The 24030-nt window shown below is 39.7% G+C and carries 23 protein-coding genes and 1 pseudogene; 17 read left to right on the top strand and 7 right to left on the bottom strand.

The window, feature by feature from the left end:
• Positions 1-4 precede the first annotated feature (4 nt).
• Positions 5-1570: a hypothetical protein gene (locus UN64_RS11435; protein WP_077362764.1), complete on the bottom strand. Its 1566-nt coding sequence runs from the start codon at positions 1568-1570 to the stop codon at positions 5-7.
• 91 nt (positions 1571-1661) lie between these two features.
• Between UN64_RS11435 and UN64_RS11430 the strand changes: the two are divergent.
• Positions 1662-2230 (top strand): annotated as a pseudogene (locus UN64_RS11430) (GNAT family N-acetyltransferase).
• A 14-nt stretch (positions 2231-2244) separates the two neighbouring features.
• A complete protein-coding gene (locus UN64_RS11425; RefSeq protein ID WP_171978881.1) occupies positions 2245-2979 on the top strand; it encodes a DUF4362 domain-containing protein in 735 nt (244 codons plus the stop codon).
• A 59-nt stretch (positions 2980-3038) separates the two neighbouring features.
• On the opposite strand, the gene UN64_RS11420 is transcribed toward UN64_RS11425, so the two are convergent.
• The gene (locus tag UN64_RS11420; protein ID WP_171978880.1) at positions 3039-4574 is read right to left on the bottom strand and encodes an ATP-binding protein; all 1536 of its coding nucleotides are present in this window, start codon (positions 4572-4574) and stop codon (positions 3039-3041) included.
• 397 nt (positions 4575-4971) lie between these two features.
• On the opposite strand from UN64_RS11420, the gene abc-f reads away from it, so the two are divergent.
• From abc-f to UN64_RS11405, 3 genes are all read left to right on the top strand, one after another.
• Positions 4972-6702, top strand: coding sequence for a ribosomal protection-like ABC-F family protein (gene abc-f / locus UN64_RS11415; protein WP_077362758.1), 1731 nt, complete (start codon positions 4972-4974; stop codon positions 6700-6702).
• Positions 6703-7256: 554 nt separating this feature from the next.
• Positions 7257-7958: a hypothetical protein gene (locus tag UN64_RS11410; protein ID WP_077362756.1), complete on the top strand. Its 702-nt coding sequence runs from the start codon at positions 7257-7259 to the stop codon at positions 7956-7958.
• Between the two features lie 211 nt (positions 7959-8169).
• The gene (locus UN64_RS11405; protein ID WP_077362754.1) at positions 8170-9144 is read left to right on the top strand and encodes a bile acid:sodium symporter family protein; all 975 of its coding nucleotides are present in this window, start codon (positions 8170-8172) and stop codon (positions 9142-9144) included.
• A gap of 258 nt (positions 9145-9402) precedes the next feature.
• Here UN64_RS11405 and UN64_RS11400 read toward each other — a convergent pair whose 3' ends face one another.
• Positions 9403-9600, bottom strand: a complete 198-nt coding sequence (locus UN64_RS11400; RefSeq protein WP_077362752.1) for a hypothetical protein — start codon at positions 9598-9600, stop codon at positions 9403-9405.
• A 211-nt stretch (positions 9601-9811) separates the two neighbouring features.
• Between UN64_RS11400 and UN64_RS11395 the strand changes: the two genes are divergently transcribed.
• Genes UN64_RS11395 through UN64_RS11385 form a run of 3 tightly spaced genes read left to right on the top strand, consistent with a single transcriptional unit; the run spans position 9812 to position 12846 of the window.
• Positions 9812-11086, top strand: a complete 1275-nt coding sequence (locus UN64_RS11395; protein ID WP_077362750.1) for an ammonium transporter — start codon at positions 9812-9814, stop codon at positions 11084-11086.
• A gap of 60 nt (positions 11087-11146) precedes the next feature.
• A complete protein-coding gene (locus UN64_RS11390) occupies positions 11147-12121 on the top strand; it encodes a DUF294 nucleotidyltransferase-like domain-containing protein (RefSeq protein ID WP_077362748.1) in 975 nt (324 codons plus the stop codon).
• Positions 12118-12846, top strand: a complete 729-nt coding sequence (locus tag UN64_RS11385; RefSeq protein ID WP_077362746.1) for an exonuclease domain-containing protein — start codon at positions 12118-12120, stop codon at positions 12844-12846. Before UN64_RS11390 ends, UN64_RS11385 begins: the two co-directional genes overlap by 4 nt.
• Before the next feature lie 35 nt (positions 12847-12881).
• Here UN64_RS11385 and UN64_RS11380 read toward each other — a convergent pair whose 3' ends face one another.
• Positions 12882-13196, bottom strand: a complete 315-nt coding sequence (locus UN64_RS11380; RefSeq protein WP_077362744.1) for a MerR family transcriptional regulator — start codon at positions 13194-13196, stop codon at positions 12882-12884.
• A gap of 192 nt (positions 13197-13388) precedes the next feature.
• Between UN64_RS11380 and UN64_RS11375 the strand changes: the two genes are divergently transcribed.
• From UN64_RS11375 to UN64_RS11355, 6 genes are all read left to right on the top strand, one after another.
• Entirely contained in the window at positions 13389-13970 is a 582-nt protein-coding gene (locus tag UN64_RS11375; RefSeq protein ID WP_306460362.1) for a nitroreductase family protein, read from the top strand.
• A gap of 197 nt (positions 13971-14167) precedes the next feature.
• Positions 14168-14356 (top strand): alpha/beta-type small acid-soluble spore protein, encoded by a 189-nt coding sequence (locus UN64_RS11370; protein WP_077362742.1) that lies wholly within the window; start codon positions 14168-14170, stop codon positions 14354-14356.
• Between the two features lie 115 nt (positions 14357-14471).
• Positions 14472-14618 (top strand): hypothetical protein, encoded by a 147-nt coding sequence (locus tag UN64_RS20925; RefSeq protein ID WP_171978879.1) that lies wholly within the window; start codon positions 14472-14474, stop codon positions 14616-14618.
• A gap of 18 nt (positions 14619-14636) precedes the next feature.
• Positions 14637-15272: an FMN-dependent NADH-azoreductase gene (locus UN64_RS11365; protein ID WP_077362740.1), complete on the top strand. Its 636-nt coding sequence runs from the start codon at positions 14637-14639 to the stop codon at positions 15270-15272.
• A 218-nt stretch (positions 15273-15490) separates the two neighbouring features.
• Positions 15491-15889, top strand: a complete 399-nt coding sequence (locus UN64_RS11360; protein WP_077362738.1) for a hypothetical protein — start codon at positions 15491-15493, stop codon at positions 15887-15889.
• A gap of 142 nt (positions 15890-16031) precedes the next feature.
• Positions 16032-17333: an Nramp family divalent metal transporter gene (locus UN64_RS11355; RefSeq protein ID WP_245802010.1), complete on the top strand. Its 1302-nt coding sequence runs from the start codon at positions 16032-16034 to the stop codon at positions 17331-17333.
• Positions 17334-17351: 18 nt separating this feature from the next.
• Here the strand turns inward: UN64_RS11355 and UN64_RS11350 are convergent, their stop codons facing one another.
• A complete protein-coding gene (locus tag UN64_RS11350) occupies positions 17352-18332 on the bottom strand; it encodes a D-2-hydroxyacid dehydrogenase family protein (protein WP_077362736.1) in 981 nt (326 codons plus the stop codon).
• A 163-nt stretch (positions 18333-18495) separates the two neighbouring features.
• On the opposite strand from UN64_RS11350, the gene UN64_RS11345 reads away from it, so the two are divergent.
• The 3 genes from UN64_RS11345 to UN64_RS11335 are packed head-to-tail and all read left to right on the top strand — an operon-like array spanning position 18496 to position 21714.
• On the top strand, positions 18496-19854 hold the full coding sequence (locus UN64_RS11345; RefSeq protein ID WP_077362734.1) for a sugar phosphate nucleotidyltransferase: 1359 nt from the start codon (positions 18496-18498) through the stop codon (positions 19852-19854).
• A gap of 13 nt (positions 19855-19867) precedes the next feature.
• Positions 19868-20554 carry a glycosyltransferase family 2 protein gene (locus tag UN64_RS11340; protein ID WP_171978878.1) on the top strand — a complete coding sequence of 229 codons (687 nt, stop codon included), beginning with the start codon at positions 19868-19870 and terminating at the stop codon, positions 20552-20554.
• Positions 20555-20568: 14 nt separating this feature from the next.
• Positions 20569-21714 carry a glycosyltransferase gene (locus UN64_RS11335; RefSeq protein ID WP_077362730.1) on the top strand — a complete coding sequence of 382 codons (1146 nt, stop codon included), beginning with the start codon at positions 20569-20571 and terminating at the stop codon, positions 21712-21714.
• Here the strand turns inward: UN64_RS11335 and UN64_RS11330 are convergent.
• Positions 21700-22872, bottom strand: a complete 1173-nt coding sequence (locus tag UN64_RS11330; RefSeq protein WP_077362728.1) for a glycosyltransferase family 4 protein — start codon at positions 22870-22872, stop codon at positions 21700-21702. The genes UN64_RS11335 and UN64_RS11330 overlap by 15 nt on opposite strands.
• On the bottom strand, positions 22869-23987 hold the full coding sequence (locus UN64_RS11325) for a glycosyltransferase family 4 protein (RefSeq protein ID WP_171978877.1): 1119 nt from the start codon (positions 23985-23987) through the stop codon (positions 22869-22871). The genes UN64_RS11330 and UN64_RS11325 overlap by 4 nt, the downstream gene beginning before the upstream one ends.
• Between the last annotated feature and the right edge of the window lie 43 nt (positions 23988-24030).

The following is a 24030-nucleotide window of genomic DNA, read 5'->3' as shown; positions in this document are numbered from 1 at the left end:
ATCTCTAGAACATATATGGACCAACAGTTAAGGACAAAAATGTGATGTTTACTCCTATAAAGTAACAAATGGAAGCGATCATGCTCCAGTCTTTCTTTTTACCGAACATTACCGCAGCTCCGCTTAATACAGCAAGAATCAAAGGAATGATAAACGAACTGCCAGAAAACGCTAGGAAGTCCGGTGCGAAATAATAATAATGTTCGTTAAATAATTTCTGTATAAATATTAACTGTACACCAAGATAAAGAGCAAGAATCGTAAACATAACTCGCTTATCTTCGTCCTCTATCAGCGAAATCTTAACCAAATAGACAAGAAGGGCAAAAAGTATTGCTGGTGTAATCCAAAACAAAGCACTCATGGCAAGAACTAATCCCTGAAATAGGGATAGAATGGTTGTTGAAATGGCCTGCTTGTAATCTTCTTTTGTTATTACTAGACTCTTTTCAATAATGTCCGGATTAGCAGAAGCTCCGCTAAACGTAAATTCCTTTTGTGAGATCATGTTCATCCAAACGATTGATTTTTCATCTATCCAATGTGCATGCAGGGAGCCGTTATTCGTTGTACTCCTTCTTTCTGTAAGCCAGACATCGCCTTTCTGGTAAGCTTCGTAAACATTAACTGCTTCTTTTTCATGAGATTTCATGGCGCGTGTAGTAAATAGAACTTTCGCTAGATTGTTCTCATCAACACCATACTGTAAGTATTTTGGATTCTCTAGCTTTACTCCATTTTTATGTTGAAAAGTCATCTTATTAAATGTCCATTCATCACCAGAACCCATTTGATTGGTTCCATGAAAGACATTATACGATCTGGCACCAGAAGTGTTTTCAAACAAAGTATAATAAATGGTTACATCCATACCATGCTCGATAAAATAAAATCCAAAGTGGTTTTCCGAAATGAGTTCATCTTTATTTAAAATTTCGTGCTTTTTATAGGTTGATTCTTCAAATTGATAAAAAACAGCTTTTGCTTTTTTCGTATCACCTGCAATGACTCCTGAAGTTAAAAAAGACTGAGATTCATCGTTTACTACAACAGCTTCTAGACGTTCTTCAACTTTGTCAATCGATTTAATCGTCCATTTTCCTGGTTCAACACTCAAAATTTCATGTTCTTTAAAATAAATAATTTTCTCTTGATTGGCATCCATCCCGAAAACACCCTTATCAAGGACGTTCTCTTTTTTTCCATCAAAGTGAATGAGCTGTTTATTTTTCACATAAACAAATTCATTATCTTTTGCCCAGAAATTTTGCGGACTAGGAATTGAGATTGGTGTGGTCTTTTTATTTTTCACTTCGAGGTCACTGTTAACTGTAAAAGAAAGCACTTCATTTTCTTTCGGAACGTACACATGCTGCTGGCCGCTCTCTTGTAAGAAAACAGGCTTAACTGCGCCAACTTTACCTGCATCTAAAGGCAAGGAACGGCTCCATCCTTCTGCTGGAAGTTCGAGCTCATTTTGTAAGTTCTGATTCGTTAATATAGAAAAGACTAAAAGAAAAAACAAAATAGGAATTGCAAAAGGTTTTAGCTTTCCACCTATTTTTCTCATTGAACATCCCCCTTGAATCAAATTTCGACACATGTCCATAATTTTCCTTTTTCATGTATAATGATTAGAAGAATTGGAGGGGAACGAAGTGATGGTGCAAGATATTTATAAAGACATTCCGTCTCTTGAAACGGAGCGAATTAAACTTAGAAAAATAACGATGGATGACCTTGAAGATATGTTTGAATATGGTTCTGATGAAGAGGTATCAAAATATGTAACATGGGACAGACACAAAACGACAAACGATAAAAAGGGGTTTATTGAATTTGTAATAGATCGATACGAAAAAGGTGAGATTGCTCCATGGGGTATCGAATTAAAAGAAAACGGAAAGTTTATCGGAACTGTTGATTTTGTTTCCTGGTCGCCATACCACAACAATGCTGAGATCGGATACGTTCTTTCAAAGCCTTATTGGGGGAAGGGCATTACGACAGAAGCAGCCAATGAAATCATTCGGTTCGGTTTTGAAACAATGGATCTCGTCAGGATTCAGGCAAGATGCTTTATGGAGAACATAGGGTCAGAACGCGTGATGGAAAAGCTTGGCATGACCTATGAGGGAGTTATCCGAAAAGGGATGTTCGCAAAGAAGAGCACCGAGACTTGAAACTGTACTCCCTGTTAAAAGAAGAGTTTTATAGATTTGCTCCTTAAAAAGAGGTGGTATGTTGAAAAGATGGATAATGGTGATTGCAAGTTTAGTATGTTTAGCGGCTTGTTCTCAAGACACAGAACCACAAACTGATAAAGCAGAAAATCATGTGGATGAAGTCGTCATAGGGCACAATGCAATTGAAAACGCAGATCGTTTTCAAGCATTCTCAAAGCGTGTCTCTCAAAAACAAAAAGATGAAATCCGTATCATGCAGCGCACTATAGAAGGTGATCCGATCTATCAAGATGTCCGATTTGACGGCAAGAAGTACGAATATACACATGATAATCGTGAAGACGCTTATGGCAGCAAAGAAGTAACAAAAGATTCATGCAAAGACTTCCGGGTCATTGAAACCAATACAGAAACAACTGCATTTTTAGAGAAATGTGAAAACAGAATCGACAGTATCACTCTTTTTACTTTGAGTTATAATGCAGCGAAAGAAGACCGTTTTGATTTTTTGCTGAAGTATGGTGAGAACCTGGAAAAGGTAATTGATACGAACAAAGTAGAACTCCCAAACAAAGAAAAGAACATTGTGTTTAAGAACATGATTTACATTAATTTGTTCAAGGATAAAAAGCTGGAGAAATCTTGTTCTGAGTCAAACATGCAGTACGAACTGACGGTCTGGATTAATCAAGGCAAAGAGAATTACAATTGGTACGATTGTGATACTGGTAAGGATGCTAAAGACTTATCTGGGCTCGCTGAGACAATTATTGGGGTGTATGAACATCGATAATCACTAAATTCTGCAATAAAAAGATGTCCCAAACCAGCCTAGGGACATCTTCTTTATTTTTAATTAGTAGTCCTGTATGTATTCATAGCGTTGTTTTCAATTAGCGGTAAAGTGATATCAAAGGTTGTCCCTTTGTTAAGTTCACTTTTAACTGAAATACTTCCTTTATGATTCTGTATAATCTTATAGCTGACCATTAATCCCAGTCCAGTACCGGTTGCTTTTGTTGTATAGAACGGTTCACCGATTTTCTTCACTTGTTCTTCGGTCATTCCCACGCCGTTATCCTCGATTGATATTCTGACTTTGTCTTTGACTAGAGATGTGGAAACGCGAATGATACCGCCGTTTGGCAATGCTTCCATCGCATTTTTTAATAAGTTAACAAAAACCTGAGTTAGCTGATTCTTTTCTCCATGCAAAGTGACGTCTTCCTCTATAAAATCATGAAGGATGACAACGTTCTTCAAATTCGCTTCTGCTTCTAAGAGGTAAATCACTTTTTTCAAAATATCTGTTAAACTGCAATCTGTAAAATAGATCGCATGCGGCTTAGCTAGCACCATAAATTCACTGACGATATAGTTGATCCGGTCGATTTCGGTCAAGATGATGTCCGAATACAGCACTTTTTTATCCTCGGTTGTTTCCTGAAGGATTTGAACCATACCTTTTATCGTAGTGAGCGGGTTTCGGATCTCATGGGCAAGGCCGGCTGCCAGCTCACCTACAAGAGATAGTTTTTCTGATTTAAGGAGCATTTCTTCCGTTTTCTTCTGTTCTGTTATGTCATATTGAATTGAGATGTGCTTATATGTCTTACCGTCATAATTTAAATAAGGAATAATGGTCGTATCCACCCAATAGAGTGTCCCATCTTTCGCTTTGTTACAGATTTCGCCCTTCCACACTTTTCCCTGACGGATGGAATGCAAAATGTTATCAAGGTACTCCTCCGTATGATAGCCGGACTTGAAGATTTCTCCGTGATCTTTTCCGATTAATTCGTCTCGGGAGTACTTTGAAATTTTACAGAAATGATCATTAACATAGGAGATGATGTTGTTCTGATCAGTCACCGCGAAAATCGTTGCCTCATTTAATGCGAATTTAAAATCCTTCAACTCTTCTAACGTAATAATCAAGTCTTCATCGGTTTCGGTGTTATATGTATTCATTGTATAGTTATTGGTTAACGAACTTGTTGCATGGTCTAACAATGGATCGATAACTTTTAAGATTTCGAGAAGAGCTGCTGATGATACAGTATTATCCTTAATTTCATTCTCTAAAACGCTCAAGATAAGGTTTCTGGAATAAAAAACTGAGTTTAAATAATAGGTCAGCGAGTATTCGTGGGGAACTTTTTGCTCTTTTAAATCAGCCCAGTCCTGAATTTCTGCTTGTGCTTTTTCATAGTTTTCACTTAATGCATAGCCGAGGTGCTGGAAGAGCTTGCTGCGCCATTCGATCATTTCTTTCCTGTCTGGTTCGGGTGAATGATTCCTTAGCTGATGAATCTCAGTTATTTTATTCGCCAACAGATGACTGCGCATCTGCAGCATATAACCGAACAAACTGACTTCTGTGTTCACGATTCTTTCACCTCTCGACAAAATTTGAATAATATTCCTATTAGACATTTAGATGTAAATACCTTTATTTTAAATCTAATTTGACAATCTGGTTTTGCCAAAATATACTATAAACTGTAAGAAGTCATTTGGGAAAGGAACGGTACTGCGCTGATGTGGAAAAATCTTATTTTCTTAGGCTAACTCATAATAAGTGAGACCTGGAGAATAGGATCAGTCTGCCCATTTTGCGTACACAAGTACCATCATTCCTAATATGATTTCACACAAAAAACTTTTGTTTTTGTGTTTATTTGGATACGTGTCAATGCAAATTTGCGGTACAACCTCTCTGGGATCTCCAGGGAGGTTTTTTGTTTAGCCTCCCACTCAATAACAGATGACGAGGTGATGCTGCATGTCTATCGTATTACAAGTAAAGAACCTGCAGAAGAAATTTGGAGAACGAGAAGTTTTAAAAGATATAAGTTTTGAAATCAGGCATGGTGAAAAGATCGGGCTTGTTGGCTGGAACGGAAGCGGAAAAACGACGCTTGTGAATATGCTGATGGGAAGCGTGGAACACGATAAGGGATCGATCACAACGTGGCCTTCAAACTTGAAGATGGGCTATCTGCCGCAATCAACAGATTATACGCTGAATGTGGAAAACGAATTAACAAATTCAGCGGAAGAACTGTTTCAAACAAGTAAAAGGCTTGGTCTTCATAAAGACATTATTGAAAGAGAAGAGTTTCAGCACCTAAGCGGAGGTGAGAGGTTGAAATTATCGATCGCGAAGATTTGGGCAAATCATCCAGAGTTCTTGATTCTAGATGAGCCTACCAATCATCTGGACCTTCAGGGGATCACTTGGCTCACAGAAGAAGTGGGCCGATATGCTGGAGCTGCTCTCATCATTTCGCACGACCGCCGTTTTCTGGATCAGACGGTGAAAAAAATCTTTGAGATCGAAGACGGAAAGCTGACCGTGTATGAAGGAAACTATTCCGCATACCGTGCAGAGAAAAGTCGCCGGTATGAACAGCAGAAACGTGATTATGAGAAGCAGCAGCGAAAGGTTGCGATGATTGAACAACAAGTTACCACAATCAAGAAATTTGCTGATAAAGCACACCGCCAGGCAGGGAAAGGCGGCTCACTATCTGAAAACAGGCAGATGGGGCTCAAGCAGTTCGAACGGGCAAAAGCGAAGAAAAAGGATAAACAGGTGAAGTCGAAGCTGAGCCGGTTGAATCTGGAGTTGTCCAAAAAGGATGTTGAAAAGCCAAAAGAAGAGACAGACGTTTTCTTTCATTTCGATTCTGCCGGAAAAAGAGGAAAGAGATTGATTGAAGCACGCGGGTTAACAAAGCAGTTCGGCGACAATCTTTTATTCGAAAAAAGTCACTTTTACATTAAGCATGGTGAAAGGGTTGGACTGCTCGGTTCAAACGGAGCGGGGAAGACGACTTTTATTAAGATGCTGCTTGGAGAAGAGCCGTTAACGAAGGGCTCTATCTGGAAAAGTGAATCGATGAAGATCGCCTATTTGTCGCAGGATGTCAGTGATCTTCCTGAAGAGAAGAACGTCTATGAATATTTAATGATTGAGGAACGGGAACGAGTTAGAAAAGCAGAAACCATTTTTGCGAACATGGGAATCGATAACGCTAAACTAGCAAAGCCGATCTCTCATTTTAGTTTAGGGGAACGCACACGGGTGAAGCTCGTGCAGATGATTCTTCAAGACTATGACGTTCTTATTCTTGATGAGCCAACGAATCATCTGGACCTGCCAAGCCGGGAGCAGCTTGAAGAAACACTGAGTGAATTTAACGGCACCCTCATCATCGTCTCTCATGACAGATTTTTCGTGGAGAAGCTTTGCGATAAACTGCTAGTTATTGAGAATAAGCGTATTAATCGCTATGAGATGGGGTTAAGGGAATATGAAGAAAAGAGGGCAGAGAAAAACACAACGCATGATCAAAAATTGGTCGAAGAACTTGCACTGGTAGAAAATAAAATTACAGAATTGCTCGGTAAGATCAGTTTCTGTAAAACTGGTACGGATGAGTATTCGCAAGTCGATCAGGACTTGAAAAATTATATGGAAAGAAAGAGACAGCTGAAATTAAAGCTATAAAGCAGAAAAAGCTAACTCAAAAAGGGCAAAACCTTTGAGTTAGTCTTTTTATTGTTCAGAACATCTATTTAACAAAGTCCATGTTTACATGGAGGAGACATTTTGGAGAAAGTCTGTATCGAACGGACGCCCTTTGCTTGAAATGCCGTCTCAAATCGAAGATCCCACGAAAACAAATAAAAATCCCACGTTAAATAAAATAATCCCACGAAACCGGATTAAAATCCCACGTTAAATAAATTAATCGCACGTTATTTAAAATAAACGTTATTTTCGACAAATTTAGTTAACGGCTATCAACTTCCACTATATATTTTTTTAGTTAATGGCTCTTTTTCCTTTTTTCAAAACACTTATAGGTGAGTCAAATGTTAAGGGGGAAGAAGATTGAGAGCAGGGAATATTAAGCAGTTCACAAGATTTAGCAAGTTTACTAATGTGGGAGAATTTAACGAACATAGAAAAACTTTTTAGAGGATCATCATCAGCTTTTTACAAAATCTGAGTTCATAGCTTTTGAGTTGCTGAGTCAATATAGTGTCGTGGTGCCAGGTGTGGCGAACGCTAAAATCGATACTCTTGTTAAAAAAAGCGGCGAAAAGGGGGCTGGAGTGTCCAGGGCATCATTTATCCGAATGATTCGGAAAGCAAAGAAAGCTGGCATTCTAGTTGTTCATAAAACATACAGATCAAGCGGCGGATTTGCGCATAACGTCTTTGTGTTTCAGCGTTTTGATCCAACGGGTGAAACGGAAGTGATCCACCGTGGAAATGATGAGAACGCTAGTGACAGTAGGGCTGTACACACGGAAAATGAGACGGAAACTATAAATCTCTTAATAAATCATCAAGATCAAAAGATAAACATACGTAAGGAAAGCGCCTCGACAAACACAACTACAGAAAATCCCTCTCTTAAAGACCTCGATGAAACCTTTACTCCTGACAATGTTCCAAATGAGTTCATACAAACAGTAAAACCTTTTTATAACAGAGCCATAGAGATTTATAGATTTTGGCAAAAGGCTCGCCTCGCTTATGATAAGTTCAACTTCGATATGCCTCTGGAATTTATGATCTCCGTTACCATCGATGCCTTCAAAACAACCGTTTTTCACTACAAAAACCGTAAAATCAAGACCACATTTGGGCAATATTTCTATGGGACATTATGTGGCATGTTTGGCGTGCAAAAGAGAAAGGAGCATATGGCGAAAAAGCCGCGTTATAACTGGCTGGATGCGATGGAGTGTTAATAAACGAATCCATTGCTGTTACCGATTTGAACAAAAAATCGGAGGAACCGAACAAAAAATTGACGCGACCGTACAAAAAAACACTGTGACCCAACAAAAATAAATTTCACGTATAGAGGCAGCTGAACAAACATTATTTCAACTTTTAACTGAATATATATTGAAATTTCTGATAACTAGTTTATACTCTCATAAAAGGAGAGTGAGAACCATGAGTTTTCTAGAGAAAGTAAGTAAAGCAGCAGGCAGTACATTTGCAGTTTGGGTGATTCTTTTTGCCATCTTAGCCTTTTTTATTCCAGGTGGATTCACATGGATTGCTCCCCACATTGCCCTGTTACTGGGCATAATTATGTTTGGCATGGGACTGACTTTATCACTTGATGATTTTAAAGCAGTTTTTCAGCAGCCAAAAAGCGTTATGATCGGAGTGATTGCTCAATATACGATCATGCCGCTCTTAGCTTTTGGATTAGCTGTACTTTTCCGTCTGGAGCCTGAAGTGGCAGTCGGCGTCATATTGGTAGGGTGCTGCCCAGGTGGAACAGCATCGAATGTGATGACGTTTTTAGCAAAAGGAAACACAGCGTTATCGGTGGCAGTAACATCTGTATCAACTTTGTTAGCGCCAATCCTTACACCGGCATTAACACTAGTGTTTGCGAGTAAATGGCTTGCTGTTTCAGCGGGTGACCTGCTTTTATCAATCGTACAGATTGTGCTAGTCCCAATTGTTTTAGGGATTGTGGTGAAAATTTTATTCCGCAAGCAGGTTGAAAAAAGCATTGCCGTACTGCCTCTTATTTCTGTTGTGGGAATCGTAGCCGTTGCATCTGCTGTAGTGGCAGTAAATGCCGGGAAGATCGCTGAAACGGGTCTGTTGATTTTCTCAATTGTTGTCCTTCATAATGTGCTCGGACTTTTAATCGGCTTTCTTATCGCAAAAGCATTAAAGCTAAACTTTGCCGACCAAAAGGCAATTTCGATAGAAGTAGGTATGCAGAACTCAGGGCTGGGTGCTGCACTCGCAGTTGCTCACTTTTCACCGCTCGCAGCTGTTCCGAGTGCCATCTTCAGCGTATGGCACAACATCTCAGGTCCTCTCTTAGCAACGTGGTGGGGAAAAAGAACAGAAGAACCCCCCGCTAAGAACGAAATGCATGATGCAGAGGTTAATACCTTCTAATAGAAATAGTGTTCGCGAAAGGCTCTTATCAAAATGATGTTGCTATAGAGTTTTTAAGACGTTCTTCTTTGTAAAGTTGATTGGAGTGCAAGGTGCGAGACTCCAGCGGCAGGAGGCTCACCGCGCGCCCCGCGGAAAGCGAGCACCTGGAACGGAAATCAACTACTTTCAAAATGTTTACGTCAGACGTACTTGCAAAAAATACTAAAAAGGGAACTTCCCAACAATAAGGAAGTTCCCTTTCACTTCGTCATAATATTATTTGAAAATGTCGATCGGGATCGTCCCTTTTTTCACAGAAAGTGATTTAATCTTCTGCACATCCTGGTTGTTCTTAATTTCCCCCATAAACTTCTCATACGCCTCAGGTACTGAAGGAACAGTATACACCACACGATGCAATCTGTTTTCAATGGCAGCTTCAACTAGAAACAGTTCAAAATGATCTTTATTCAAAATTGAACCCCCTTCGTATTTCAGAATAATAATAAATTCTCCCTATTAGCTGGCTGTCCCTTTATTCTTCAAATATTTGTAATAGAAAAGTAAAGAAAACGGATCATATGATTACACCGAAAAACCATGTTAGATTTTCTGACATGATAGTAGAATCTACGCCAGAACTGTATAGAATGAAAGAAATATCACATACAGGGGGCGTTCTAGAATGGAAGAAATCATATTTTCGTTGAATAGTGTGTGGCTGGTGCTAGGTGCACTGCTCGTTATTTTGATGCAAGGTGGATTCATTTTACTTGAAGCAGGTTCGACTAGAATGAAAAACGCTGGTCACATTGCCGGAAAAACAGTCTTTACGTTCGGGCTGGCATCCATCGTGTTCTGGGCGGTTGGCTACGGATTTATCTTTGGAGGAAACTCAAATTTCTTTATCGGCTTGTCAGACTTTTTTTATTCAGGTGAACAAACAGGTGACATGCCTTATTCGACAGCAGCATTTTTTCTTTTTCAGCTAGCTTTTGCCGGCATCTCGTTAACCATCGCGTTTGGCGGTTTTGCAGAGCGCGCAAAGTTATCGGCATATCTTGTATTCGCGATTCTCTTTTCGGTTGTTGTTTATCCGGTTGTTGCACATTGGATCTGGGGCGGCGGATGGTTGGCTGAACATGGCAAGCAAGACTTTGCAGGATCGACAGTTGTTCACTTAACAGGTGCGATGGCTGCATTTGCGGCAACGATCTTACTTAAACCGCGTATTGGCAAGTTCAATAAAAACGGTACTGCTAACAATATCTTTGGTCACAACCAAGTCTATACCGCGCTCGGAGTCATCGTATTATGGGTTGGCTGGTTTGGTTTTAACGGCGGCAGCACGTTTGTTGTTGATGATGGCTTTTTTGGATTCGTTGCACTTAACACAAATATTGCTGCTGGTGCTGGGGCAGTTGCTGCGCTTATCATTTCATGGATGGTTCTTGGAAAATCAGATATACCAACGATACTCAACGGTGCACTTGCAGGACTTGTGGCCATTACGGCATCATGTGCTTTCGTTGAAACGTGGGCAGCCGTTGTTATCGGCTTTGTAGCCGGTATCTTAGTATTCTACAGTGTAAAGTTCTTCGACCGGTTAAAAGTAGATGATCCGATTTATGCATTATCTGTTCATGGTGCAGCGGGTGTCTGGGGCACGTTGTCAACGGGTCTGTTCGCTACACCTGAACTCGCATCGGTCGGTAAGCCTGGATTATTTTATGGAGGAGGATTCTCTCAGCTTGGCGTTCAGGCGATGGGTGTTTCTGTATCCGCGATCTACGCTTTTGCTGTCTCTTTCGCAATTTTATATATCATGAAAAAAGTGATGAAAGGATTGCGAGTAAGTGAGGAAGAAGAGATTATAGGGCTGGACGTAAGTGAGCACGGCAACTACGGTTATCCGGAAGCTTTTATTACAAACGAAGAAAAGAATAAAATTGCAAATTAAATCTGTGTGATAAGCATTGGGGATAGCCTCAATGCTTTTACACAATTGGATGTGTTTTAAATGTCATATATCGAAATAAAACAATGGCGGGACAGCCAGATCGAAAAACAAGAATCTTCAGATGAATTGAATGCATTTCACGATTCTATAATGAAAAAAGTGTTTGAAACAACTCTAAAAAAAGTGAAAGAAGAAACGGGACCTCCTCCATGTAAATATGCCTGGTTTGTCATGGGCAGTGCAGGCAGGTTTGAGCAGGCGATCATAAGCGATCAAGACCACGGTATCGTCTATGAGGAAGATGGCAAAGAGAACAACGCTTACTTTAATACCTTCGGAAAAGAATTAGCTTTTGGATTGCATGAAGCGGGTTATCCGTATTGTGATGGCAACGTGATGAGTTCGAATCCAGTCTGGTGCAGATCAAAAGCGAGCTGGACCGATCAGCTGAAAAAATGGCTGAACGAAGAAAGTTTTGACAGCATTCGTTATCTGCTGATCTTTTATGATGCGAGGGTGTTGGTAGGAGAAAGTGAATACAACCTCCAATTAAAAAAACATATTCACGACGCCATCAAGGATAAACCAGATCTGTTAGAGCGTTTTTTAGAAAATACAATTCATACAAAAAAGGCAGTCGGTTTCTTTCAGCAGTTTTTGCCGGAAACACACGGTTCACATGCTGGCAGTATTGACATCAAGCAATCTGGATTCCTGCCATATGTGAATGCTGTCCGATTGTTAGCATTAAAAGAAAAGGTGGAAGAAGCTTCGACTCTGTCAAGAATTGAAGCATTATCCCAGCTTCCGAAATATGCCACGGAACTTCAAGGTTATAAAAGTGATTTTGAGAACCTGCTTCATTATAGGTTAATGCATCACAAAAAAATGACGGAAAGTTATGATGATATTCATTATCTGGATGTTAAAGGATTAAACAAAAATGAAAGAAAAGAACTAAAACGGATTCTAAAAGATGGTCAGAAACTGCAGGATTATACACAGTCAGTCATCAAAGGAATGATGAGAAGGTGAGAATCAATCCGCTCATACAGTTTATGAAACAGATGCAGGGTAAGGTCAGTAGTAGTGTTTATGCGTCCATGCAAGGACAGTCCAGCGCACAGCACATCGCTTTTTTAAGACAATTGCAAAAAGAAGTGAAAGTAGAAGAAAGTCTTGAGGTCCCGCTGAGCGAACTGAATGTCGTCGTATTCGATCTTGAAACAACAGGATTCTTTCCGGATCAAGGAAACGAGATCCTCTCGATTGGTGCTGTAAAAGTAAAAGGCGGAAAAGTACACTATGAAGAGTGTTTCTATTCTTTAGCTCAATGCAGTGCTGAACTGACCCCTGAGATCAAACAGCTGACAGGACTAAAGGAAGAAGATTTTGAAGGAGCTCCAGAATTATCAAAAGTACTTATCAACTTTTATGAGTTTGTAAAAGGCGACGTCCTCGTAGCGCACCATGCGAGCCATGAGAAAAGCTTTCTGCAGCATTTCAACTGGAAGCTTTTCAGAACCCATTTCAGACACAGAATCGTGGATACGTCTTTTATATTGAAAATTGCAGATCCAGATTCAAATTTAATTCGTCTGGAAGATTGCTGTGAACATTGCGGGATCTCTGTGGTCGATCGGCATCATGCATTAGGAGATGCGAAGATGACTGCTGAACTATGGAGTGTATATGTGGATCGGATTCAAGAGCAGGGTTATAAGACGCTGCGTGATGTATATGAAAAGCTTTCAAAATAAAACAGCTGGCAACCTTAAATGGGTAGCCGGCTGTTTTAATTCCTTATATTAAACTGGGCGTTGATCTGTCCGCGGATCATCTTGTTCCGTTCTTCTCGCTGCTGTCTTTTTGTCATTTCCTTTTTAATCTCAAAGGTTTGTACACCATCTTCTATCTGGTTGGCAATCTCCATCAATGTTTCCACGTCAGAGAAGGAATACTTTCGAGTCCCGCGTCCTGTACGATCAGGGAAAATCAGCTTTCTTTCTTCGTAATAACGAATCTTCCGCTCTGACAAACCTGTCAGCTCACTGATGATACCGATAGACATGACTTTTTTGTCTTTATAGGATGTTTTATCAACAGACATAGAGTGACCTCCATTTTAAGAATGAAAGAAAGCTAACAAAAAATGTTTTTCAGAATATTGTTATTTATTATATCATATTCATGTTAGAATTCCTTACATTAATTTTATGATGGTAACTGAAAAGGGTGATTACTTCCTTTTTATGGCTTCTATATACAGAAAGGTCAGAATAACTCTTATAAGGAGGGGAGAGTGTATGAGATTATGGATGTAATAGATGCGATTAAAACACGGAGAAGCATCGGAAAAGTCAAAGGTGACCCTGTTCCTTCTGATTGTATTGAAAAAATCCTCGAAGCGGGAACGTATGCCCCAAACCATTACAGGACGGAGCCGTGGCGTTTTTTTGTGATAAGCGGAGATAGCCGAAAAAGATTAGGAGCCGTTTTAGAAGAAATAGTTCGAACCGATCATGCAGTTTTAGAAGCTGAAGAAGTGGACCGGAAAGCAGAAAAAGCGAGGAACAACCCTTTAAGGGCACCTGTCATAATCGCTGTAGGAATAGAACCGGCCGATAAGAAAAACGTTATCATGAAAGAAGAATACGCAGCAGTCTGCAGTGCGATCCAAAACATGCTGCTTACCGCACATTCATTAGGATTAGGCGCGATTTGGAGAACGGGTGCAGTAACTTATCAAGATAAAGTAAAGGAATTCTTTGGACTGACGCCAAAAGGAGATATGGCTGGCTTTATCTATATCGGTTATCCAGATTTAACGCCTAAGTCAGTAAAGAAAAAAGGATTTGAAGATTTCACAGTATGGATGAACTAAGAAAAGATAAAGAATATTAGTTAAATATTAGGAAAAAATAAAAATGAAAAATTAGAGTTTGCCATTAGTTTCACAGGAACGATTGTTTTCAATCGTTCTTTTTTATTTCCCTTAACAAATACTACCTCTGCTTAAAGGCGTATAAGAAAAATTTGAAGTGGAATTATAATCTTAATCATTAAAAGGAGGTGAAAACAATGGCTAGAAACAACAACAGCAACCAATTAGTAGTACCAGGTGCTCAACAAGCTATCGACCAAATGAAGTATGAAATCGCTTCTGAGTTCGGTGTAAACCTTGGAGCAGACTCTACATCTCGTGCAAACGGATCTGTAGGTGGTGAGATCACGAAGCGTCTTGTAGCACAAGCTCTTGGCGGACGTTAATAATTAAATAACATGGCTATGGCTATCTGTTAAAGCAGGTAGCCTTTTTGTAATAAATTGTAAATGTATAAATGTAAATATATGGTTTAAAATAAAAAGGGGAGGTGAGTGATTATTGGATAACAAGCCTATTCATTATGATGGAAGTTTGCACAGCACAAATGAAACAGAGCAAGAAACAATCACAGAGCCGTTTGCATTAACAGATGAAGTAAGAGCAAAGATCAGTGGAAATCCTTATCTGCATGAAGCAAATGAATAGAAAGGTCAGGTTTATTCTATGACAAAAGTCTTGTACATAACAGCACATCCGCATGATGATACAATGTCGTTCAGCATGGCTGTTGGAAAAGCATTTATTGAAGAGTATAAAATAATTAATCCAGATCATGAAGTAGTGAATGTTGACCTATATAAAGACGATGTTCCGCAAATTGATGTGGATGTCTTCAGTGGTTGGGGGAAACTTCAATCAGGTAAAGGGTTTGAAGAACTGTCTTCAGAAGAAAAGGCCAAAGTAGGAAGACTCACAGAGTTGTGTGATCAGTTCGTTTCAGCAGATAAATATGTATTTGTTACGCCAATGTGGAATTTTTCGTTTCCTCCCGTAATGAAAGCATATATTGATTCAGTAGCTGTGGCCGGAAAAACATTCAAATACACAGAACAAGGGCCGGTTGGTCTTTTAACAGATAAGAAAGCCATGCACATTCAAGCCCGCGGAGGCATTTATTCTGAAGGACCTGCAGCAGGAATGGAAATGGGACACCGGTATTTGAGTATCATCATGCAATTTTTCGGGGTTCCTTCCTTCGAGGGAATCTTTGTTGAAGGACATGCGGCAATGCCCGACAAAGCAAATGAAATAAAGGAAAATGCCATCGCAAGAGCTAAAGACGCGGCACATACGTTTTAAAATAACTTCTAAAAACACCATTGACTCATAAATCGAGCAGAAGATTTTTACATTTTCTGCTCGGTTTTTTATTTTGCTCCTCTAATTCTTAGACCAAATTGATAGGAGTGCATGGTGCGAGACTCCTCGAAAGTCACTAAAACAATCTTTACTTTTAATAGTTAAGTAAAATTATGGTAAAATATTAGTGTGGTCATAAATTATTGGGGGATGGTAAATTGTTTGGGATGACTGTAGAAGAAACGCTTATTTTAGTATGGTGTGTCATACTGTTAATAAATAATGTAGAGCTGCTTATTAGATATCGTTTTATAAAAGACAAATACATAGAACTTCAAGGATCGGATGAGTTTTTTCCAATCAGCAAATTCAGATTAAATTTAGGGATACTTATAGGAACTTTTATCTTCAAAGGGCTTATCTATATTATTGCAGTGTTTGTACTGAATAATATGTATGCCAAAATAATAGGTTTTTTGCTTTTGGCTTTAAGGATGATTGTTGGGACCCAGACCGAGGAAGAATTCCGTAAAACAAAATGGGATTTAATAACTTTAATATTAGAAACGCTTTTTGTCATTTACTTCATACTAGCCTTCTTCTTTTTTAACTGGTAAGAAAAGCTCAGAATTCTGGGCTTTTTTATTTTTTGTATTAATTTTTAAACTTATAGTTGAGTAAATTTTCTGAACTATGTCATAATGGATAAATACTATTTTGAAAACGTTTTCTAAAATCGGAGCAAAAGGAGGAGTAAACTTGAAAATTGAATCATCATTGAATCATGATCTGCATCACGCAACAGCAAACACTGGTCCTTTGCCGCCACAGACAATAGGGCAAAAGCTGAAAATGATTGGTCCAGGATTTGTAGTCGCTGCCACTGGAGTCGGAACAGCGGATATGATTACTGCGATTGTCATCGGAACTTCTTTCGGTATGACCTTCGTATGGGCCATTATTGTGGGAGCTATCTTAAAATACTACTTAAACGAAGGTGTCGGACGCTGGTATCTTGCAACAGGACAAACGATCCTGCAAGGCTGGCATTCCCTTGGCAAATGGGCAACAAGTTATTTTGGAGTGTACTCGGTTATCTGGGGTTATATTTACGGAGCAACAGCTGCGATGACTTGCGGGCTAGGCATGCATGCTATGCTGCCGATCATGCCGATCTGGGCATGGGCGATCGTTCACTCACTGATTGGTTTCGCTCTAGTGTGGACTGGCCGCTATTTGCTGTTTGAACGAATCATGACGATTCTGATTGGGGTGATGTTCATCACGATCATCGGAACATCTCTGCTCTTTTTGCCAACAATCGGTGAGTTTGCAGGCGGTTTTGTACCTAGGATGCCTGATGGATCACTCATGCTTGCATTAGGTTTGATCGGAGGTGTAGGCGGGACGATCACGATGGCCTCCTATGGGTATTGGCTGAAGGAAAAGGATTGGAAAGGGAAAGCTTTTGTTCCCATTATGAGATTGGATACGAAAGCAGCTTATGTAATCACAGGTATTTTTACGATGGCAGCACTAGTGATCGGTGCTAAATTCCTATTTGGAACAGATGTGAAACTGGAAGGGGACCAAGGCTTGCTGGATCTTGCCGGATTATTAGGACAGGAATTCGGGACGCCATTGCGGTGGCTTTTCCTGATTGCTTTCTGGTCAGCAGCTTTCACTTCACTTCTTGGTGTATGGAATGGTGTGCCGTACTTGTTCGCTGACTTCTTAAGAACGATTCGAACTAAGAAGGAAGATCTGCACAAAGTTAAGCCTGTATCGGAGAAAGATAAGTCTTACCGAGCATATCTTGCTTGGCTGACATTTCCGCCTATGCTCATTTTCTTTTTAGGAAAACCCGTGCAGCTCATCATCATTTATGGGGTCCTCGGAGCATTGTTCATGCCGTTTCTAGCGATCTCACTGATCATCTTATTGAACTCGAAGAAAGTAGACGCAGAATATCGCAACAAATGGGTGACCAACGCAGTATTAATCGGATGCCTCCTTATGTTTGCTTACCTCGGAATAAACGAACTGCAGAAGCTGTTTTAAAGAAATAGAGCCCACCGATTAGCCGGCGGGCTCACTTTTATGGATTTCTTCAAGATTCACGATTCGTTCGGGCTTTCCATGGATTAAAAAGGAGAGGATGTTGTCGATGCTTACAGATAAAAATTGATGAAACATATTATCTGTCTTCCATCCGATATGAGGCGTTAAGATTACGTTATCCAGTTTCAAGAGCGGGTGATCCTGAGCGATCGGCTCATGATTGAATACATCAAGACCAGCTCCTCCGATCCAATTTTCTTCTAATGCTTTTACAAGTGCAGCTTCATCCACTACTTCTCCCCGGGATGTGTTAATTAAGAAAGCATCTTTTTTCATAAGCTTGAAGTGTTTTTCTGTCAGTAGGTGTTTTGTTTCTGGAACGAGTCTCACTGCAATTATTACAAAATGAGCTCTCTGCAGCAGTTCCTCGAGTCTGCTGAATTCAACATCTTGAGCTTCTGCACGTTCTTCCGTTAATCTCGGTCCCCACGCGACAACATTCATATTGAAAGCTTTCGCTATTCTTGCGATGCCTGAACCAATTTTGCCAAGCCCGATTATACCCACCGTTTTGTTTTCGAGTCCTAAACCGACCGATTCCGCCCAATCTCCTTGTTTCATCTGTTTATGTAATGACAAAAGATTACGGGAGTGGTTGATCATCATTCCGATGATTAACTCTACAACAGCGGCAGATCCTCCAGGAGTGGTGGCCACAGCTATGTTCAGCCTGTTCGCCTCATCCATGTCAATATGAGCGAGACCAGCACCTGTTTGAGCGATTAACTTAATATTTTTCAGCTGGCCAAGCACTTCTTTAGAAAACCTCGTACGTTCTCTTATCGGTAAAATAACATCTGCCTGTTCGATGCGGCTTAAAAGTTCAACCTGAGAGGGTTTGTCGTGATAGATTTCAACTTGAAAGTGCTGCCGCAACCGCTCTATTTCTGGATTTTCTGCAAAACTTTTTTCCCAATCATCTAAAATGACTACTATCACTATTGCTCACCTCATCCTGTTTACTTATTAATTTTTATCATAAAGGAATAAGAAGGAATTTTCTTCTTTTTAATCTAGTTTTCTAATGTGTTGCCAGAACCGCATATCACCTTCCTGATTTTCATAATATAGCAGAGGCTGTTTTATACAATGGAGGATTGATATGAAAATTCTTCTTTTATCAGGCGGTGCCGGAAGGAGACTTTGGCCGTTATCAAACAAGATCCGTGCTAAGCAATTTCTAAAACTGCTTAGCACGGACAATAATGGTAAAGAGTCCATGCTGCAGCGTGTATGCAGACAATTAGAAGCAGCTGATCTTATTTCAAATACTTATCTTATTACGAATCAAAATCAGAAAGACCTCATTCAAAACCAAATAGCTGCATCAATACCAATCATCAGTGAACCAAGGCAAAAAGGTACCTTTTCAGCTGTATCATTAGCAGTTGCTTATCTGCATTCAAAAAGGGAAACAGGGCTCGATGAAACGATTTGTGTTTTGCCCGTTGACGCATTTGCTGACCAATCCTTTTTCTATCTTATTAATCAGATGCCTTCTATCCTCGAAAAATCTTTGGCAGAACTGGCACACATTGGAGTTGAACCTGAATTTCCCTCCGATCAAATGGGTTATATTGTTCCAAACATCACGGAACAGTCCAATGACTATTTCCAGATCACTCATTTTATCGAAAAACCGAATAGGAAAAAAGCGGCTGAACTAAAAAAGAAAAAAGCTCTTTGGAATTGTGGCGTCTATAGTTTCAAGCTGAGCTTTATGCTTGAGTTGTTAAAGGATAAAGGAATTCCAACACAATACGATGAGCTGCTCAGCGTGTACAATAAACTTCCCAAATTAAGCTTTGATGTGGCAGTTGCTGAGCATAGTAAGCGTTCAATCGTCGTGCCTTATGCCGGACAGTGGAAAGATATTGGTACATGGAAGACGATAAGTGAACATATACCTTCATCGGTCACAGGTCGGGGCATGCTCTCCGACGACTCAATCAATACACATGTTGTAAACGAATTGCCGCAACCCATTCATGTGATAGGAATTTCAGATAGTATGATTGTGGCTGGCGCAGAAGGAATACTTGTAGCGGATAAAAACAGATGTGCAGAAGTAAAACTGCAGCATACCAACGACATGCCCCGCTATGTAGAAAAGAGATGGGGCAGCTATAAGGTGTTAGAAAAGATAGACGATACTGATGAGCAGCAGTCCATTGCAAAATTCGTAAATGTGCTGCCGAACTGTAATATCAGTCTACATGTGCATCAGAACAGACAGGAAATCTGGACCATCCTTTCAGGTTCAGGTGAAGTGATTGTAAACAGCCAGCTGCACTCAATTAAAGCGGGGGACGTCATTCGAATTCCTGTAGGGTGCAACCATTCAATTAAAGCGTTAACCTCTCTTACGTTTATTGAAGTACAGATTGGTGCTGAGATTAATGAGAGCGACATAATGCTTATTACGTATTCATGGGATGAAGCAGTTCAACAATGTACGTAAGGTGGGGAGGATTATGGTCTCAATTATCTGCTGCACAATGAGAGAACAATTTATGGAGAACGTTTTTCGGAATTACGAAAATCAATTAATGGCAGAAAAAGAAATGATTATTGTATTAAATAATGATCAGTTACAGCTAGACAAATGGAAAGCAAGGGCAAGAACGTTCAAAAACATATCCGTGTGTCAGCTCCCTGAAGAAACTACGCTTGGCGAATGTTTAAATGCTGCGATTCAAAAAGCCAGCTATCCTTATATTGCAAAGTTTGATGACGACGATTATTACGCCCCTCATTATCTTCAGCATGCTTTTATTACTATGCAAGAGACGAAAGCGGATGTAGTAGGGAAACGGTCAGTTTACATGTACTTTGAAGATGAAAAATTATTAACTATTAATAGTCCGAAAAGAGAGAAGATGTTCGTGAGACAAGGTCTGAAGGGAGCTACTCTGCTTTTTAATAAAGAAATCTGTGAGAACATTCAATTTCCTGCTCTGAACCTTGGAGAAGATACTGTTTTTTTAAGGCAATGTGTAAAGAATAATTTGAAATTGTATTCAGCCGATAAAAGAAATTATGTATGCATACGCACTTTCAGGTCTGGTCATCATACATGGAATGTCAATAATGCCGCACTGAAAAGAAAATCATCTATCGTTTGTTATACAGAAGATTTTAAGTCTCTCATTCTCGAATAAATAAGGAGAAGAATATGAAAGACTATCAAGTGATTTGGCGCGGACCTGTACTAGATGCAACAGGGTACGGAACAGCAAGCAGGGAATATGCACTGGCTTTAGACAGGCAAGGCGTTGACGTGAAAATTGAAACGTATACGTGGAATTTCCCTTTTACTATAGAGGATCGAGAGAAAAAAGAGTGGCTGCAGCAGCTTATAGAAAAACCTGCATCAAATAATAAACCGAAGATCTTAATCTACCATTCTCCTCCAGCCATTATTGATAAAAAAGAAAGAGCGCAGTATGAGTACTGTCTATTAAATACAGTCTGGGAAACGAATAAAATACCTGAATCTTGGAAGACGATCCTTCAAACCTTTGACGCCGTATGTGTACCGTGTACCCATAATATAAAGGCACTGAAAAAAAGCGGCGTTTCTGTCCCAGTTTTTCTGGTTCCTCACGGAGCGGATACGGCCATGTATGATCCTGCCAATCCGCCAGCATCGTTGTCTTTAGAAGAGGAAAGGTTTGTTTTTGTTTCAGTTTTTGATTTTCAGCACCGAAAAAATCCAGAAAGTCTCTTGCGCGCGTATTGGGAAGCGTTCACCTCAAATGATCAAGTCCTTCTGGTCATCAAGACATATGGAAGTTCACGGAAAGAAATCAGAAGTGCCATTAATAATTATAAAAGAAAACTCGGATTTGGTGAGAATACGGCTCCACTTTACGTGATGACAGGAATCTGCGAGGAAAAACAATTAAAAGGACTTTATACAGCAGGCGATGCGTTTGTTCTTCCTACGAGAGGCGAAGGCGTTGGACTGCCTTTTATAGAGGCGTTATCAAGCGGGTTGCCAGTAATCGCAACAGGGTGGGGCGGACAGATGGATTTTTTAAACGAAAAGAATTCTTTTTTAGTGAAATATAAACTCGAGAGTCCTTCGATCAGTTTTGAAAATGCGATATCCACCACCTATCCTAGCTTTGCTGAGAAAGGTCAGCTATGGGCAGAAGCGGATATTGAGCATCTGAAACAGCAGATGAGGTATGCCTTTATGAATCCGAAGCTGTGCAAACAAAAAGGAGCACAAGGCAGACAAGATATGCTGAAAATGACTTGGGAAAATGCAGGTATGGCGATGATAAAAGCTATTGAGAGGTTAATTAGACGTTAATTTTTTCAGTTCAACTTGTATTTGTTTGGCAATGTTTTTCCAGGAATAGTGACGGTTTATATACTTTTGTCCATTTAAGGAAACTCCATGTAATACATTTTTATCAGATGTGAATCGCTTTAATGTGTCAGCGAAGTTATTTTTTTCTGTATGAATGTAGTGTTTCATAGGGGTGAGATTCAATCCTCTTACACCGAATTCCGTTGAGAATAATGGAAGTCCTGCAGATAAAAACTCTAATGTTTTCAGATTAACGCCAGCACCCGTGAACATAGGATTGATGGCAAAATCAGCTTCTGCCAATAATCTTAGTTTTTGTTTGTGGCGCACTCTTCCCAAAAGTCTTACATTAGGTTTGCTAGAGTTTGCAAACGGAGTGCAGCATCCTCCAGCGACAACAAATTGAATTTCAGGACAGCTGTCAGCTAGATGATTAATGATATACTCCACTGATTCAATGTTAGGCGGGTAATCTGCGCCAATAAAAAAAGCGGTTGGTTTTTTGTTAGATGACTTTGTTCTTGGAAGCCATTCAGATGGTTGAATCCCATTAGGTGCCACCATAATTTTAGAAGGATTTGTATTGTACATCGTTATCAAACTATTTTTTTCATCCTCTGAGGTTGAGAAAACAAGGTCTGCACCTCTTACTAGCTTCTTTTCCAAATTAGAAAGCACTGGCAGGTAGCCTCTAGCCAGATTGTTTTTCCAAATCTGATGTGCGAGCTTGTATTCGTGATTATGACTGTTATAGATTCTAAGTTTAGAATCTTTACCAAAATACTGATCATACTGAAGCAGAAAAGGAGACTCGTGAACGATTAGATCGGCAGAATCATAGAGAGAATCAAATTGTTTTTTTAATAGAGTAGGATGTTTAGACAGTTCAGTTTGGATGATTAAACCGAATTCATAGGATAATTCATTGTGCTGTAATTTCTGCACAACTTTATGATAATTAGAATCTTTCTCAGCTTTATATTCTCTGAAGGTAGGAGAATAAGTAAACAAACCTCCTTTATGACTAAAGGTTTGGGAAAGAAGAGTAACATCATAATAGTTGCTGAGTTCCTGATAAATATGAAAATAGCGTAAAGTGCCGCCGCTAGTCGGCGGATATACAGTCGGGAAATGATTTAAAACCAGCATTCTTTTCATCGCTTATCTTTCCTCTTAATAACTTGCTGAAACACAGCGAGTGTTTCTTTGGCGCAATTATCCCATGAGAAAATCTTTGACCGGACCATTCCTTTGCTGATAAGAGCGTTCTTTGTTTCTGAATGCAGAATTCTTAGCATCTTATTTGCTATGTCTTCAGGTTTTTCGGGATTGAAAGGAAGTGCAGCATCACCTGTAATTTCTGGAATACTTGCTCTGTTGGAACAGATGATCGGACATTTTGATTTCATCGCCTCGACCAAAGGAATGCCAAAACCTTCATAAAGGGAAGGAAAGACAAGGAACGACGCTTTGGCATACAAATCAGGCATAGCTTCTGTTGCAACATAACCGAGAATCTTTACCTGATTCTGGAGTGAATAATTCCGTATAAATGATAAGACAGACTGAAACGTGCGGTTATCTGGAGCGGCAAAACCTGTAAGAACAAGAGGGATACGCTTTTTATGGTGATCCCGAAGAAAAACAATAGCTTTCAAGAGATTAAGGTGATTTTTATGCGGGTTATAGCTCGCTGGATAAAGAGCAAATCCACTTTCGAGCTCCTCGGTGATCCTGTTATTTTGAAACCTCTCTCTATAATGATTGAAAGTTTCAGGTGCATCAGGATAGATAGCTGAAATCTTTTCTTTCGGGATATGAAGATGTTTGGATATAGCGTTTTTCGAGAACTCTGAAACCGTTAAAACGGCGTCGAAGGATGGAGTGAACTTTTCATAATATCGATTGTTTTCTTGAAATTCTCCCGGTACAAATTGAGGGTAGCGTGTATGGAGAACGTCATGAATGGTCGCGACAGAAGGCACATGAATATTTGGGATATACGATTTGTGAACCGGTGAAAACCAAACATCAATCTGGTGTTCCTGGATACGGCTGTGCACTTCAGTTTGAATTTTAGATCCCTTCAACATGACTTTTATAATGCGTTCCTGAAAATCAGGGAAGATATCTCTGCTTGGTTTTGTAAGAAACAAAAATAACTTTACACTTTCATCTGCTTTTTTTAGATGCTCGATTAGGTGTTTAACATAGTGCTCAACCCCTCCATATCGGTCATTGGAAAGAGTCAGCAAATTTACCCCAATCCTCATATGTATCACCTCATTCATACGTACTTTCATATGTATATGTTTC

Source organism: Fictibacillus arsenicus (assembly GCF_001999465.1).
GTDB lineage: Bacteria > Bacillota > Bacilli > Bacillales > Fictibacillaceae > Fictibacillus > Fictibacillus arsenicus.
This window is presented reverse-complemented; position numbering and strand designations above follow the sequence as displayed.